At 30.1% G+C, this 15,795-nt stretch carries 18 protein-coding genes; 8 read left to right on the top strand and 10 right to left on the bottom strand.

Going from position 1 to position 15,795, the window contains the following annotated elements; translation table 11 throughout:
* Positions 1-470: 470 nt before the first annotated feature.
* From HYG85_RS04875 to HYG85_RS04855, 5 genes are all read right to left on the bottom strand, one after another.
* Positions 471-719, bottom strand: a complete 249-nt coding sequence (locus tag HYG85_RS04875; RefSeq protein WP_212692535.1) for a hypothetical protein — start codon at positions 717-719, stop codon at positions 471-473.
* A gap of 292 nt (positions 720-1,011) precedes the next feature.
* Positions 1,012-1,251: a hypothetical protein gene (locus tag HYG85_RS04870; protein WP_113671901.1), complete on the bottom strand. Its 240-nt coding sequence runs from the start codon at positions 1,249-1,251 to the stop codon at positions 1,012-1,014.
* 152 nt (positions 1,252-1,403) lie between these two features.
* A complete protein-coding gene (locus HYG85_RS04865) occupies positions 1,404-1,682 on the bottom strand; it encodes a hypothetical protein (protein WP_212692534.1) in 279 nt (92 codons plus the stop codon).
* Positions 1,683-1,787: 105 nt separating this feature from the next.
* Positions 1,788-2,276, bottom strand: a complete 489-nt coding sequence (locus HYG85_RS04860; protein WP_212692533.1) for a GNAT family N-acetyltransferase — start codon at positions 2,274-2,276, stop codon at positions 1,788-1,790.
* 256 nt (positions 2,277-2,532) lie between these two features.
* Entirely contained in the window at positions 2,533-2,931 is a 399-nt protein-coding gene (locus HYG85_RS04855; protein ID WP_212692532.1) for a helix-turn-helix domain-containing protein, read from the bottom strand.
* 248 nt (positions 2,932-3,179) lie between these two features.
* Between HYG85_RS04855 and HYG85_RS04850 the strand changes: the two genes are divergently transcribed.
* A complete protein-coding gene (locus HYG85_RS04850) occupies positions 3,180-3,440 on the top strand; it encodes a hypothetical protein (RefSeq protein ID WP_212692531.1) in 261 nt (86 codons plus the stop codon).
* A gap of 265 nt (positions 3,441-3,705) precedes the next feature.
* On the opposite strand, the gene HYG85_RS04845 is transcribed toward HYG85_RS04850, so the two are convergent.
* Positions 3,706-3,954, bottom strand: a complete 249-nt coding sequence (locus tag HYG85_RS04845; RefSeq protein WP_212692530.1) for a hypothetical protein — start codon at positions 3,952-3,954, stop codon at positions 3,706-3,708.
* Positions 3,955-4,227: 273 nt separating this feature from the next.
* Here HYG85_RS04845 and HYG85_RS04840 point away from each other — a divergent pair, with 273 nt between their 5' ends.
* From HYG85_RS04840 to HYG85_RS04830, 3 genes are all read left to right on the top strand, one after another.
* A complete protein-coding gene (locus tag HYG85_RS04840; protein WP_212692529.1) occupies positions 4,228-5,514 on the top strand; it encodes a hypothetical protein in 1,287 nt (428 codons plus the stop codon).
* 36 nt (positions 5,515-5,550) lie between these two features.
* Positions 5,551-6,018, top strand: a complete 468-nt coding sequence (locus HYG85_RS04835) for a zinc ribbon domain-containing protein (RefSeq protein WP_212692528.1) — start codon at positions 5,551-5,553, stop codon at positions 6,016-6,018.
* Between the two features lie 165 nt (positions 6,019-6,183).
* Positions 6,184-7,509 (top strand): sulfatase family protein, encoded by a 1,326-nt coding sequence (locus tag HYG85_RS04830; RefSeq protein WP_212692527.1) that lies wholly within the window; start codon positions 6,184-6,186, stop codon positions 7,507-7,509.
* Positions 7,510-7,592: 83 nt separating this feature from the next.
* Here the strand turns inward: HYG85_RS04830 and HYG85_RS04825 are convergent, their stop codons facing one another.
* The 4 genes from HYG85_RS04825 to HYG85_RS04810 all read right to left on the bottom strand — a co-directional run bounded on the left by HYG85_RS04825 (position 7,593) and on the right by HYG85_RS04810 (position 11,353).
* Entirely contained in the window at positions 7,593-8,600 is a 1,008-nt protein-coding gene (locus HYG85_RS04825) for a lipoate--protein ligase (protein WP_212692526.1), read from the bottom strand.
* Complete coding sequence (gene lpdA / locus HYG85_RS04820) at positions 8,590-10,347, bottom strand: dihydrolipoyl dehydrogenase (RefSeq protein WP_212692525.1); 1,758 nt, start codon at positions 10,345-10,347, stop codon at positions 8,590-8,592. The genes HYG85_RS04825 and lpdA overlap by 11 nt, the downstream gene beginning before the upstream one ends.
* A gap of 92 nt (positions 10,348-10,439) precedes the next feature.
* Positions 10,440-10,793: a carboxymuconolactone decarboxylase family protein gene (locus HYG85_RS04815; protein ID WP_212692524.1), complete on the bottom strand. Its 354-nt coding sequence runs from the start codon at positions 10,791-10,793 to the stop codon at positions 10,440-10,442.
* 134 nt (positions 10,794-10,927) lie between these two features.
* Positions 10,928-11,353, bottom strand: a complete 426-nt coding sequence (locus tag HYG85_RS04810; RefSeq protein WP_212692523.1) for a MarR family winged helix-turn-helix transcriptional regulator — start codon at positions 11,351-11,353, stop codon at positions 10,928-10,930.
* 285 nt (positions 11,354-11,638) lie between these two features.
* Here HYG85_RS04810 and HYG85_RS04805 point away from each other — a divergent pair, with 285 nt between their 5' ends.
* From HYG85_RS04805 to HYG85_RS04790, 4 genes are all read left to right on the top strand, one after another.
* The gene (locus tag HYG85_RS04805) at positions 11,639-12,673 is read left to right on the top strand and encodes a LacI family DNA-binding transcriptional regulator (protein WP_244971280.1); all 1,035 of its coding nucleotides are present in this window, start codon (positions 11,639-11,641) and stop codon (positions 12,671-12,673) included.
* A gap of 141 nt (positions 12,674-12,814) precedes the next feature.
* A complete protein-coding gene (locus HYG85_RS04800) occupies positions 12,815-13,858 on the top strand; it encodes an aldo/keto reductase (protein ID WP_212692522.1) in 1,044 nt (347 codons plus the stop codon).
* Positions 13,859-13,875: 17 nt separating this feature from the next.
* On the top strand, positions 13,876-14,913 hold the full coding sequence (locus HYG85_RS04795) for a galactitol-1-phosphate 5-dehydrogenase (protein WP_212692521.1): 1,038 nt from the start codon (positions 13,876-13,878) through the stop codon (positions 14,911-14,913).
* Between the two features lie 15 nt (positions 14,914-14,928).
* Complete coding sequence (locus HYG85_RS04790) at positions 14,929-15,792, top strand: class II fructose-bisphosphate aldolase (protein ID WP_113671890.1); 864 nt, start codon at positions 14,929-14,931, stop codon at positions 15,790-15,792.
* Positions 15,793-15,795: the final 3 nt, after the last annotated feature.

The raw sequence follows: 15,795 nt of genomic DNA, 5'->3' as shown, positions 1-15,795 counted from the left end.
TATCCTTTTTCTTTTAGAGCATCTAATATTGGTCTTAATGCTTCTGGTGTATATTTAGCATCGTTATGGAAAAGTATTATTGAACCATTTGATAAGTGTTTATTTTGAACAACTGTTTTTATTTCGTGATCTACACCATATTCTTTCCAATCAAGGCTATCATCGTTAGTTATAAAAGTAAATTAATTTTTATAGATAGAATATCTTCATTGTTTACTTTGTTTCATTTCGTTGCTGTCCTCGTGCGCTATAAAATGAAAAAAGGGTTTTTTAAAGGGGCTGTCTGGCGGACTTTTCCAAAATGACAAACCTCTAACTTAAAAATATAGTGAGTCACCTTCTGTTTTCTAGTAAAACAATGGGACTCACTTGTTTTTTTGCATCATTATTAGAGATTCATAGAACCTCTTAATATTGCTATATCTTTAAGCGGATTATGTAATTTTTAATGGATAAAAGTGTTACCCCTTTTAATCTAAAGGGATAATCTGAACTTCTCCTCCAATTGCTGGATCGGGGAATGGTAAATAATTTGGTGGGTAAGAAGGGAACCATATATCATCACTAGAAGAACCGCCATTGGGTACCATATCTGGAGGAATCATATCAGCAGCTGGGCTACCGTATCTTGTAAGTGGTGGGGGAATTATTCTCCGATAATAATTAGGATTATCATAGATAACATCATCATAATAAGGTAAAGGTATTAAGTAAATCATAATTAATCTCCTTTAGGTATGTTAATATATTATATGCTTGTTCATAATAATTTGAAACAAATCAAAAGTGAGTAAAGATCCGGAATCAAAAGCTATAATAATAATTCATTCTTGGAGACACCTATAACAGTACTTGTTAAAATAAAACTAGCAAAAAAGATTATCAATAATTAATAATGGAAAATGAGGTATTTCTAAATAATAGTTGTAACTAAAAAATTATGTTTATCTATCAGTTATTTATGGTATATAAAAAGGGAGTTTATACTCCCAAGAAAAATAAGGTTTAAATTTAATCAACATCTAATTCATCATCGTCGTCATCATTAATAAAGATATATACGAATTGATAACTTTGTCCTAGTATTCCAGCTTGTTTAAATTGTTCAAAATCGTAATCCTGCTCTTCAAGTCTTCGTATAGTTCTAGCAATGGAATCTCCTGAACTTATAATAGGACTAGCATTAACTGGACTTTGATCTACTGAAATTACTTCGTTGTGATCTGCAAGAATAACTTTAACGCTTGCCAAAATTTACACCTTCTTTCAATATTTTTTAACAACACAGAATGCATGTCCATGTTTTAATGCATGTCCACGTTGTTACTATATATTATTCATAAAGCTTATAATTGGTGAATGCAAAAAATCAGAATTGTACATAAAAAATTATATATAATCATTTAATCATTAACTTTAAACATAGTAGGAATCTCTAAAGTAAAAGGTTCACCTACAATTTCAAAAAGCATACTACCTTTTGATGATTTTTCTTTACTAAACATTTTAGCACTAATACATCTACCACCACTTATATAAAAATTATAATGATTATTAGATAAATCCAATATTATCATGTAGTTAGTAAGAGTATCATGCTTATCATATACAGATAAGCCATGATTAAACTTAAATTGTTTATAAACTTTTTGTTTAATAGTAAGATCTATAGATAAATTCAAAATAACAAAAATAAGTTGTTAATAATATTATTACACCTAATAAAACTAAACCTGATATTTTCTTTGCATTTCTCATTAATTTATTCCTTCTTTTAAAAAAAATAATTATTTTGACTGGGTTATACCTAACTCATAATAAACAGATTCAATTCCATCTTCCACAAATGTTTCAATTTCAGAGAATCCAGATTTTTGTAATAGACCTCGTGATCTATTATTGGAAGAGTAGGTGAAAGCTCCAATTTTATCTACCTTATACTTATTAAAAATATCTTGGATGAAAATTTTAGTAGCTTCCGTTGCAATACCTTTTCCCCATAAATCTTTTTCAAAAATCACGATACTTAACATTGTCATTTTTTCATCGGTTTCATCTATACAATAACACCAGATATCTCCTATGTACTTTTCATCACAATAAATGACTTTTCCATAGCTAGAAGCCCCATCTTCGAGTGTTTCTTTGTACAATTTTAGTGATTCTTCTAAAGACTTAATACTAAATGGGAATAATTTTTGAATTTCTTCATCCTGTGTTTTATCCCAATAAATTTTAACATGATCTTCTGTTCTTGACTTCAGTGATATAGTCATAATATCAATCCTTTCAATACCTTATAAATAATAATACTGTTTTTTAAATTTAATATAAGTTAACTTCTTAACTCAATTATAACATATTAATTATATGGAAAATATACACTTAATGACAATTTTATATTATAGATTTTCTGACTTTTATATATCACTAATTTCCAGTAATGAAAATAGCAGTGGATTAATAACCCGACTGCTTTTTCATATTCAGTGAATAGTACTATGTATTAAATAAAATAAGGCTAAATTTATTCTAAATAAATCTATTATTATTTCGTTTATTAGTGTTTTGTACTATTTCCTTAGTAGTGTTTAACATTTTAATAAGAATTCTTTTAGTTTCTTCATCAAGGGAACTATTATTTAATGTGGTATTTTCTTCAAGTTGTTTAAGTAAATCATTAATCTGTTCGTCGATTCCTTTCGTTTTTTTTACTTGACCTATTGGAGTACAATTATCAGTTCTACCTATCAGATAATCAATAGAAACATTATATAAATCAGCTATGTTACTTAAAGTACCATAGTCTGGCTGTCGTTTTCCTATTTCATAATGTGCGTAAGTGCCTCTTGGGATATTTAGTTTGGTAGCTGTAACTAATTGTGTCCAATTATTTTGTTTTCTTAAAATTTTTAATCTCTGAGGTAACATATAGTATCAAATCCTTTCTGAATTATTATAACGTTGCGCAATGTAACATTCAATAAAATGTAGCAAAATGTATATTAATTACTTAAAATTACTTTAACCTATCATTTAATGAAGTAATATTGTGCTTAATATAATCAAATTTTAATATAAATCAAATAATTGGTTGTTGAAATATTATTTCAATACTTCCAAAATGGGAATCGTTAGTTAAAGATAGTGAACAATACTTAACTGATATGTTTAAAATAATGATTAAGTTAGATGAAGAAATATTTAAAGAGTGCGGATATCCTTACTTAAAAGGTGGATATTTTGAATGTACACCACCATTTAATTATATTATATTCAAATTAATTAATAAAAGATTTGCTTCTGGAATAATTTATAACAAAGATTCACAACCATATGGGTATATTCAAGGTGAATTTAAAAATGGTGAGTTTATTGGTAAATGGGATATTAGGAAAAAAAGAATATTAGAAAAGTTTATAAGCTATAAAAAAGCATAATGAAGCAAAACTAAGTAGTATTGCTGGAAAGTAATTACCCACTATTAATTGTATTATACTAATTATAAGAAAAATTAAAGAAAAAAATATAGCAATAAATTTTTGTTTGTTCATCATTATAAAACCTCTTTTTACTATTATATTATTAATGAATCAAACAAATGTTTATAAATATGTATTTTAGTATTTTTTTGTATATGTGTTGAAAATTTTACCCTGAGGTTTACTCCCCCAGGGGATATTATTTTGTAGATAAAATTAGTCATTAAAATTCTTGGTCTTCATCACTATCATTATTTTTTAGAGGATGTTCTTGCCTATATAGTGTATATGCTCCCATAAAACTTACAAACATACCAGCTACTGCTATAATTCCAGTCATTACACCAAATCCTATTACATCTTCACCAGATTTAATATACATCAAACATGTTATAAAAGGAGTTAATAAAAGGATAACAAAAGAAAAAATAAGCACATAGCAACAGTAATGAAAAATATTTTTCTTATACATGTTAGTACACCTCCTAAGCTATATACACAAATTATATCATATTAATTAGAATTATAATAAATATTATTTATAATTACAATTAACTGAAATAATATGAATTAACAATAAATTTTGACATAATAATTATATAATAGTATTATTAATAAAGGGTTTGAAATAAGGTTTTATATGTAGTTTATCCGATATATCATGCAGTTTATCAGAAATGCTTGCATTATGGATTTTAAATAGTAATATAAATTGTATCAAATGATACTATAGGAGATGATATTAATGAGTAAAATATGCCTGGATATAGGAAAACTAGAAAGAAGTAAATATGATATTGAAGGAATAAAACGTAGGACAAGCGAGATAATGGATATGTTTATATCGATAACTAACTCAATGGATGAAGATATTTGTAGAAGGGGTATATATAAAGAGCTCAGAATTATAAGGAATAGACTTAAAAATATAGATAGAAAATCTTATCAAATGCAGTTCGTATTGGCAGATGCAATCAAAGAGTATAAACAAACAGAAGTTAAACTAAAAAACTTAATGGATCAATTTGTAACTGATTTAGATAATGAGTTAACGCATGAGAATAAAAAATCTTTTATTAGTGATGGTATAAAAGGTATATTTAATAAAATAAATGATTGGTACATATGTAATATATCTAATATAAAGAAATATTTTAAAGACAATAATACTATAATTAATAATAAATTATATGTAGATGATTTACAAGATGCTCAAGAATATTTGAATCCAGATTCTGAGGAGAATAATATAAATCAAATATTAAATTCAATACCTGACTTAAAAACTAGAATTAGTATGGTTCCTTACAGTACTGAGGGAAAAATTATTGAAATACAAAGATTCCTTAATGAAAAAGGGTATAAGACTGATAAGACTGGAGAGTTAGATAATCAGACAAGGAATTCATTGTTATTATATACTAATACTATAAATTCAAGACAATTTAAAAATATAAATCAAATAATTTTACCAGCAAATCGCTATGTAAACAATGAGAATAAAAGTAATAACAAAACTACTTTACATGCTGATGGATTCGGCAAACGTGGAGATAATTATTATCTATGTAATCTAGGATATGAGGATTATTTTAATGTATATACTGTTAGCGCTGAAGCCAATATAGTAAATACTATAGAAAAAGGTAATGTTAATTTAAAAGCTGTTGTAGGTGCATCAGCTCTTGATGTTGAAGCCACCTCAAAAAATATAGGTTGGGATAACTTTTATGGAAATGTTGGTGGAGAAGCTGAAGTTTTGACTGCAAATGCTTATGGAGCTTTCAAATTTGGAAAGAGCGGTTACGGTGTATCAGGAAATGCTATTGCAGCTGGTGCTAGTGGACAAATCAAAGGTAAAATTTCCATATTTGGAGTAGATATATCTGCTATTGGAACAGGCTATGCGGGAGCTTTTGGGGGTGGAGTAGATGCAATGTATGAATATAAAAATGGTAGAAGAGAACTAAAAGTGGGATTAAATCTTGCTGCTCTATTTGGGTTTGGAGGTAAAATAGTTGTATCTTGGTAAATATTAATTTTATAATAACAACGAAGGTGGATGAAAATGGAAAGGATAGAATACAATTTTAAACTAAAAGATATAAAAAATATCTTTAAAAAGAAGAAATGTCCATATTGTGGAAATACAAAATTAACAAAAAGAACAGTTAAAGAATTTAGAGGCAAAACAAAAAGTCAATTAGATGGTATGGAATTTAATACAGATGTAGATTTATATGCTGGAACTATTGTATATCAATGTGAAAAATGTAAGAAAGAATTTGTTCTACAAGCTCTATCCGATAAAACTAAATTGATGGAATCTATACCAAAAAATAATATTAATGATAATGAAGATACATTTCAAAATAATACTAAAAATCATGTAAGCATATTCTTTAAACTGTTAACTATCATTATGCTGTTCAGTGTATTATCTGTAGCAATTTCAGATAAAAACATAGTACTGTTTTTAGTAGCTACCCCAATTATTTTGATTACATATTTTCTGACAAAAGTATTTACAAGATAATAGATTTCATTGAAAAAAATCAATCTACACTATATATTAGAGTTGATTGATTTTTACTAATGTATAATGAACTAAATATATTTTCATATTGAAAGTAAATACCCAATATGTTAATATACTAATAACTAATCAAGCGTAATTCAACTAATATAGGAGGTATAGCAGATGAACATTATTTATTTTAACACCCATGATTCAGGTAGATACATTTCACCATATGGCTACAAAGTTCCAACAGAAAATATTGAAAAATTCGCAAGAGAATCAATACTATTCAGACAGGCTTACAGTGCTAGTCCTACTTGTAGCCCTAGTAGGGGAGCTCTATTATCTGGAATGTATGCACATAATAACGGTTTAATAGGTTTATCCCATCGTGGATTTAAGATGAATGATTATACAAAACATTTGGGTAGTTATCTAAAAGAAAATGGTTACAGAACAGCTATAGCCGGCACTGAACATATAGCTAATCATGGATTATTAGAACAGCACAACATGAATTATGATGTTTTGCCATATGATGACATTCTAGGACCAGCCAGTGACGACAATGACATGGAAAATGCCAAAGCAGTTGCAGACTACATACTTAACTATACTGAAGATAGTAATTTTTTCATTTCATTCGGCTTATGGAATACACATAGAAAATATCCAGAAGATATAACAGAAGGATATGAACCTGATTACATTAAAGTACCTTCTAAGCTAAAAGATACAAATATGAACAGAGAAGATTTTGCTCATTACTGTACCTCTGTGAAAATAGCTGATGACTGTTTTAAGATGGTTTTAGATGCTGTAAAGGAAAAAGGTATTTATGAGGATACAATAATAATATTTACCACAGACCACGGATTACCTTCGCCATTTATGAAGTGTACACTTTTTGATAGTGGAATGGGGGTATCCTTAGCTCTTAGGGTACCTGATTCACCAATGAATGGAAGAGTAGTGGACTCTATGCTTTCTCAGATAGACCTGTTTCCAACAATATGTGAATTATTAAACTTGGAAATACCTGAATACATACAGGGAATCTCACAAAAGAGTGTAGTAATGAATGAAAAAGATAAAGTCAGAGAAGAAGTTTATGCTGAAATTAATTACCATGCCTCATATCAGCCTATGAGATGTGTAAGAACAGAAGAGTATAAATATATCAGAGTGTTCAATAACTATAAGAAGCCAATGCTGGCGAATATTGATAATTCTAATCCAAAACAACTATTAATAGATAATGACTTTGACAACTATGAAATAAAGGATGAATACCTATTTAATATAGTTTTTGATCCACAAGAAAAAGAGAATCTTGTAGGTAATAAAAAATATGATAAGGTATTAACCGAGATGAGAAAAAAATTAGACGATTTCATGGAAGAAACCAACGATTTCCTATTGAAAGATGAGATAGAAGTACCAAAAGGTGTAGTAGTCAATGACCCATCAGCTGATACACCAAAGGACAAGCGTATTTTTTATTGATACTACAAAAGGGCTTAACTAATAGTTTTATTGCCATATACTATGATACAATACTTATTAATTAAGCCTTATAAAAATAACTTCTATATACTTTTGGATTTTTCAATGAGCCAATGTGTTACATCATCTATAATCAGTTTATCTGCTTCATCTGTAGAAATACTACCAATAGTATTAATTATTTTATCCATTATAAAAGGAATATCCAGCAAACAAGAAGACATCTTTTGTATTAAGTGACTGTTCATGGCATCAGAATATATTTTGGCTTCTTTGATATGACCGTTCTTAAGAATCAAACCTAACTCAAAACCGCCCCATGAAAATCTTTTATCAAAAGTAATATCAAATTTTGGAGCTTCTCCATAACGCCATTCCCAAGAGGCATATTTATCATATAATTCTTGAATGTTATAAGTATCATTATCTACATTAATTACAGTACTAGATTTACCATATATGTTTTCAAAGCTATCAATCAAACTTCTTTTCATTCCTTCAGTAGTTAAAATATCACTAAGCTCACTTAAGTTAATGACTCTAGAACGAACTGAATCAATTCCTTTAGAATTAATTTTCTCCTTAGAGACTTGTAGATAATCAGTAAGCTTATTAAAATCAGTATCTACAAGTATGGTACCATGATGATAAGATGATTTATCCAAGAAATAAAAAGCATTACCAGAGAATTTCTTACCATGTACGGTTAAATCATTACGACCTGAAAACTCTGCATCAATTCCAAAGCTTCTAACAGCCTGTAAGATTACATTTAACTGTCTATCCAGATCATACAAATTTTTATCCATAACAAATGTAAAATTGAGATTCCCTAAATCATGATAGACAGCACCTCCACCAGATAACCTTCTAGCTAATTTGCCACCCTCATTCTCTAATTTTTTACATTTGCATTCTTTCCAAGGATTTTGATTTCTGCCTATAACTACAGTATTATCATTTTGCCAGAGATACAATATTATTTCATTTTCATTGATATCACGTAACAGGTATTCTTCAAGAGCTAAATTGTACCAAGGATCCGTGGAGTTAGAACATATCACTTTTACATTAATATCATTATTTGGCAAAATGTAACGCACCACCTTCAGTAGCTAAAACAGCTTCATGTATGGACTCAGCTGTAGTTGGATGAGCGTGGATGGTTTCAATAATTTCATTTGTTGTCAATCCGTTTTTAATTGCTAAAGTTATTTCTGCAATCAAATCTGTTGCATGAGGTCCGATTATAGAACCACCAATAACCTTTCCAGTTGATTTATCCTTAATGATTTTAACAAAACCTTTGCTGTCACCTAGAGTTAAAGCTTTACCATTAGCCGAAAACGGGAATTTACCTATTTCAATGTCAATACCATCTTTTTGTGCCATACTTTCACTTACTCCCACCATAGCAATTTCAGGATTAGTGAATATAGCACTTGGGACTACATTGTAATCCATCTTAGTTTCTGTCCCTAAAATATTTTTAACTGCTACAATACCTTGATGTGAAGCAACATGAGCAAGTTGGATTATGTTGGTCACATCACCAATAGCATAAATGTTAGGTATATTAGTCTGCATTTTGTCGTTAACTTTGATACCTTTTGTTCTTTCATCCATTTCTATATTTAATTTCTCAAGACCTATGTTTTTATAGGATGGTTGTCTGCCAACAGCCATAAGTACTTTATCAGCAGTTATAAACTTGGTTTCCTTATCTTCAGTAAATGAAACAATACATTTATCATCTTCGCTTTTGATGATAGATTCTACTCTAGAACTTGTATATAGTTTAATACCACTATTCTTGGCTATTGTATTAATCTCATCGCAAACATCTTTGTCACATGCCAGTAAGGTGTTTTCCAAAAATTCTACAACAGAAACATCAACTCCAAAACTAGAGTATATAAAAGCAAATTCCATACCTATGATACCACCGCCAACAATAACTAATTTTTCAGGTAGTGTATCAAGTTCAAGAGCTTCTTTGCTTGTAATAACATTATCAAGGTCTATTCCTTTAATAGGAATCATTGATGTCTTAGAACCAGTTGCTATAATAATATTTTTACTATTTATAGTAGCTTCCAGTTTGTTATTCTTAGCAAATACTTTGTTTTTGTCAATTATTTCTCCAGTACCTTTAATCACTTTTACATTGTTTTTTTCTAGGAGATATTCTATACCACCTACTAGTTGATTAACGATATCTGATTTTCTGTCAATGACTTTTTTCATATCTACTGAAATGTTATCAGCATGTAGACCGAATTTATCAGCTTCTTTTAATTCTCTATATACTTCTGATGAACGAACAATAGCTTTAGTTGGTATACAACCATAGTTGAGACATGTACCTCCAACTCTTTCTTTTTCCACTAGAACAACATTAGCTCCTAATTTAGCAGCTTGAATAGCAGCTACATAGCCTCCAGGACCACCACCTATAATAGTTATATCACTTTCCAACTGTTGCTTTTGGGGTTTTAATAATCCACCAAAATAATTAAAACCACCTGAAGATTTACTAGCAGTTTTATTAGTATTCATATTCTTCGATGGCGCTTTTTGTTCTATGACCTCCTCAGGTGCTTCACCGTCAATTATTGCTAGTAGAGAACCTATAGCAACTGAATCACCTTCATTGGCTTCAATGCTTTTGATTGTTCCATTAGCAGTTGCCTTAATAGGCATATTTCCTTTATTTGATTCAATATTAAATAAAATATCTTCAGTAGTAACTTTATCACCAACGCTTTTATGAACTTTTCCTACTTTGCCATCTTTTGCATGACCTGATAATTTATCTAACTTAACTTCAATGTTCATGAGATCCTCCTTGCTGTAAATATAATGTTATTAAAACTAATGTATTTAAAAATAAGAGGCAGTACCAACTGCCTCCGATGCTTATATTAAATTTATTTGAAATCGCCTTCAAATGTATCAATTGATTTCTTCAATAATGTTACAGTGTATGCCATAGAAGGTCCTCCACCAAATGCTACTGCTACCATAGCTGCTTCTAGGATTTCCTCACGTGTTGCACCTGCTTCAAGAGCTTTGTATACATGGAATACTATACAATATTCGCAACGGTTATAAGCACCGATTGCTACACTCATCAATTCTTTTGTTTTAACATCTAGAGCACCAGGTTCATAAGCAGTACCTAATAAATTCATGAATGAACCCATATGAGATTCATTTGTTTTGCCTAAATCTTCTAATCCTGACATAAAGTCATTTAACATTTGTCTTGGGTCTTTTGCCATCTATGTTACCTCCTAGTAGTAAATTAATTGCATATGCAATAGTTAGTATAGCACATATTATTTTAGATATCAACATCTATCAATAATTAATTGATGTTATTGTCCAGATATCTAGAAAGTCTATCTAAAATAAATTATTCATTAATATTATCTACCATTTTCTTTAAAACATTCACAAAAACTTCAAGTTCTTCATCTGTAATGTTCCTAGAAAAAACTTTACTGGCTTTTTCACCTTCAGGAAGTAATTGTTTTCTTAGGTTAAGTCCGGAATCAGTTAATTCAAGAGTGGTTATTCTTCTATCATTAGAATCTTTTACACGTTTTACATAACCATCTCTTTCCATTCTGTCAATTAATCTTACTACTGTAGAACTTTTTATATTCATTTTTTTGGCAAGATCAATTTGACTAATAGATTTATTTTTCCCTAGATAATATAATGCAATCCATTGAACTCTGGTGCTACCTAATTGAGTCAACCTTTCATTAAAATAATTCTCCATTTGTTTAGAAGCATTATTAGTAATAAATGCAACACAATCATCAAGATTGAACATTAAATCACTCCCTATATTATTAAGTAATTATATTAGTTTATTAAAAGAATATTTTTATAAAAATATCACGTAATTAATTTTAGCAATCAATTAAATTATATTAAAATTATATTAAAAAGAAAAGTCTTTTTTCATAAAAATTAATTTTGGGTAATAAATTTATTAAATAAGTATACTTTTTTATATTATCATAATTTAATAGGTGATTACATAAAGCAAAAACAAAAAACTAATGTGATATAATAAAAAAAACTTGTATAAAAAAAAATCTATGATATAATTAAGATGACGAAACGTTTCGTGATGGAGGTGTATAATATTTCAACTATTAAAGATGTAGCAAAATATACAGGATTATCTATAGCAACCATATCAAAATACATTAATGGTGGTAATGTCCTAGATGAGAACAAAAAAATAATCCAAGAAGCTATAGAAGTCTTAGATTATAAAAGAAATGAAATGGCTAGGGGATTGAAAACCAATAAAACGATGACAATAGGGGTGTTGTTGCCATCTTTGGAAAACATATTTTTTACCTCAATAGTATCAATAATTGAAGGTATTCTACAGGAAAAAGGTTATGGTACAATAATATGTGACTTCAAAGAAGACAAAGAATTAGAGCACACCAAACTTGAATTTCTCATAAATAAACACGTTGATGGTATTATCATGGTTAGTTATAGTGGAGAAAAAAAACATATACAGAGTCTGATAGATAAAAAGATTCCTGTTATATTATTAGATAGAATGATAAAAGGGCTGGATTGTGATATAGTCATTGCAGACAACTTGAATGCCTCATACCAAGCTGTAGAAGAACTAATTATGAGAAAACATAAAAGGATAGGTATAATATGCGGACCAGAAAATACTTATACTGCCGATGAAAGAAGAAAAGGATATATTAGAGTCCACGAAGACTATAACGTTGATATTGATGAAGAGTTAATTAAGAACGCAGATTATACTGTAGTAAGTGGATATACAGCACTTATTGATCTTTGGAATATGGACAAACGTCCTTCTGCAGTATTAGTAACCAATTATGAAATGACTATCGGTGCAATAATGGCAGTTAATGATTTGAATATTACTATTCCGAATCAATTATCTTTGATCGGATTTGACAACATACAAATGGCAAGGATAGTAAGACCACCACTATCTATTGTGGAACAACCAATGAAAGAGATTGGAGAAACAGCGGCCAATCTTATGCTCAAAAGACTTAGTGACGATTATTCAGATTTTCCTTCAACTTATAGATTAAAAACAAAAGTTCATATCAAAGAGTCTGTATCGACCAATATATAGATTTAACTATATTTGGTTGATATTACTTTATGCTAGAGCTAAACGTTTAGCTTTAATATTTTAATAAAAAACTAAACGATATGCCAATTAATAAAGCAACAATTATTAAACTATAAATAATATAAAGGAGAGTAATGAAAAATGGAAAATAATCTAAGAAAAAATTTTCAAATTGCTTCAGATGGAGTAGACCCTAATATTATACCAAAGAAAAAATTATATACAGGGGATGAAATGCCAGCTGTAGGGCTTGGTACTTTTGGTTCTGACAGATTCACTGCTGAGCAGATATCAGATGCTGTTTTGGGAGCAATCTCAGTTGGTTATCGCCACATCGACTGTGCTTCTGTATATGAAAATGAAAAAGAAATTGGTGAAGCTCTAAAGATAGCTATGAAAAATGGAATTAAAAGAGAAGACCTATGGATAAATTCCAAAGTATGGAATGATATGCATGGAGATGGTGACGTTTTAATATCTGTAGCAAAGACATTAAAAGACCTAAAGCTTGATTACTTAGATTTATATTTAATTCATTGGCCATTTCCTAACTACCACGCTCCAGGTTGTTCAGTTGATTCAAGAAGTGAGAATGCTCACCCATATATCCATGAAGAATTTATGAAAACTTGGAGACAAATGGAAAGATTGGTAGACATGGGATTAGTAAGAAATATCGGTACTTCCAATATGACAAAAGCGAAATTTGAATTGTTACTTAAGGATGCAAGGATAAAACCAGCAGTAAATGAAATGGAGCAACACCCTCATTTTCAACAACAGGAGCTATTTGATTTTTGCATAAAAAATAATATTCAGCCTATCGGTTTTTGTCCTATTGGTTCTCCAACTCGTCCAGATAGAGATAAAACAGAGAATGATACAGTAGACATAGAAGACCCAGTTATTCTAGCAGCAGCAAAAAGACTTGGGGTACATCCAGCAGTCGTATGTATAAAATGGGCAGTTCAAAGAGGGCAAGTGCCTATTCCATTTTCAGTAAAGAGAAATGAATATCTTAGCAACATAAAATGTGTAACAGAAAACCCTTTGACTGATGAAGAGATGGAAGCTATATCTAAGATTGATAAGAACTGTCGCCTTATCAAAGGTCAAGTTTTCTTATGGAAAGATAACCAATCATGGGAAGACTTATGGGATTTAGAGGGAATCATAGCTAAATAGCGAGGAGGGCAATATCAATGAAAGCTGCTGTATTATATGCACAAAAAGAAATTAGAATAGAAGATATTGAAAAGCCTGTTATTGAAGATAATGAAGTGTTGATTAAAGTAAAGGCTTCTGGAATATGCGGTTCAGATATACCAAGAGTCTTGGGAACAGCTTCTCATTATTATCCCAATGTATTTGGACATGAGTTTTCAGGTGAAGTAGTTGAAATGGGAAGAGAAGTAAAGAATGTACATATTGGAGACAAAGTATCAGTAGCACCTCTAAAACCTTGTCATTCATGTGTAGATTGTCTTAGTGGTAATCATGCATTATGTAAAAATTATAGTTTCATCGGTTCAAGAGAATATGGAGCTTGGGCTGAATATGTAAAAGCCCCAGAAGTTAATATAGTAAAACTACCAGAACAAGTTTCTTATGTCCAAGGAGCATTTCTTGAACCTATAACCGTAGCATTACATGGACTGTTAATCATGGATTTCAAACCTATGACAAGTGTAGCTATAACAGGCATGGGTACTATAGGTTTATTGACCTTACAGTGTGCCAAGATAATGGGTGCAAAAGATATTACAGTATTTGATATTGATGACGAAAGATTAAAAATTGCCTTAGAATTGGGAGCGGATAATGTAATCAATACCAAAACAGATGATATAGCTGAACAAGTTAAAAGAATCACTAATGGTAAAGGTTTTGAGATGGTTCTTGAAACAGCAGGAGTGCCTTTTACAGAATTACTATGCTTAGAGATTGCTGGTAACAAAGGAAGTGTTATGTATATTGGTACACCTCACACTCAATTTGTCATACAGCCAAAACAATTTGAATATATGAATAGAAAAGAATTGACGGTAAAAGGTTCTTGGATGTCATATTCAGCTCCTTTTCCAGGAAAAGAATGGACTCTAGGTGCAAACTATCTTGGAACAGGACAGATAAAAGTAGAAAAATTGATAGATAGGGTTATTGATATTGATGATATAAAAAAAGCTTTTGAAGATATAGAGGCGAAAAGAGTGTCGGGTAAAGTGATGATGAAATTTTAATAAGGAGGTATAGCTATGCCATTAGTAAGTTCACTAGAATTAATTAAGAAAGCAAAAGAGAAAAAGGTAGCAATAGCGGCGTTTAATATACATAATCTAGAAACCATTCAAGCAGTTATTGAAGGTGCTAGTGAAGAAAGAGCTCCAGTAATTATTCAGACAACACCAGGAACTTTGAAACATGCAGGAATAGAATACATTGGGGTTATTGTAAAAAAGGCAGCAGATATGTATAATATTCCTGTAGCACTTCATGTTGACCATTGCCCATCTTTTAATACTATTGTACAATGTATTAAGAATAACTATACATCTGTAATGATTGATGGGGCTAATCTTGAATATGAAGAAAATGTGAAATTGGTTAAGCGTGTTACAGATATGGCTCATGCTGTAGGAATACAAGTTGAAGGTGAGATTGGAAGGATAGGTGGAGTTGAAGACGATATGTTTGTCAACAGTGATGAAGCTGCCTTGACAATTCCTTCTGAAGCTAAAAAATTTGTTGAAGATACAGGTATTGATACATTAGCAATAGCTATAGGAACTGCACACGGTATGTACAAAGGAGAGCCTAAGTTAGATTTTGACAGGTTGTCTGCAATTGAAGCAATAGTAGATGTACCACTTGTTCTACATGGCGCTTCCGGTGTACCAGATGATAGTATCAAAGAGGCCATAAAACGTGGAATAGCAAAAATAAATATAGCAACTGAATTGAAAAATCCTATGGCAGAAGCGATTGCAGGTACATTCGCTAAAAATAAAGATGAAAATGATCCAAGAAATTATATGGGAGCTGCTAGAGAAGCTGTAAAAGAAGTAGTCAAGAAAAAGATAAGGCTTTGTGGATCAAGCGGCTTAGCTGACGAATTCTAGAGG

The sequence above is a fragment of the Vallitalea guaymasensis genome (genome assembly GCF_018141425.1).
GTDB classification, from domain to species: Bacteria; Bacillota; Clostridia; order Lachnospirales; family Vallitaleaceae; genus Vallitalea; species Vallitalea guaymasensis.
The sequence above is the reverse complement of the archived record's forward strand: the minus strand, read 5'-3'. Positions and strand labels throughout refer to the sequence as shown.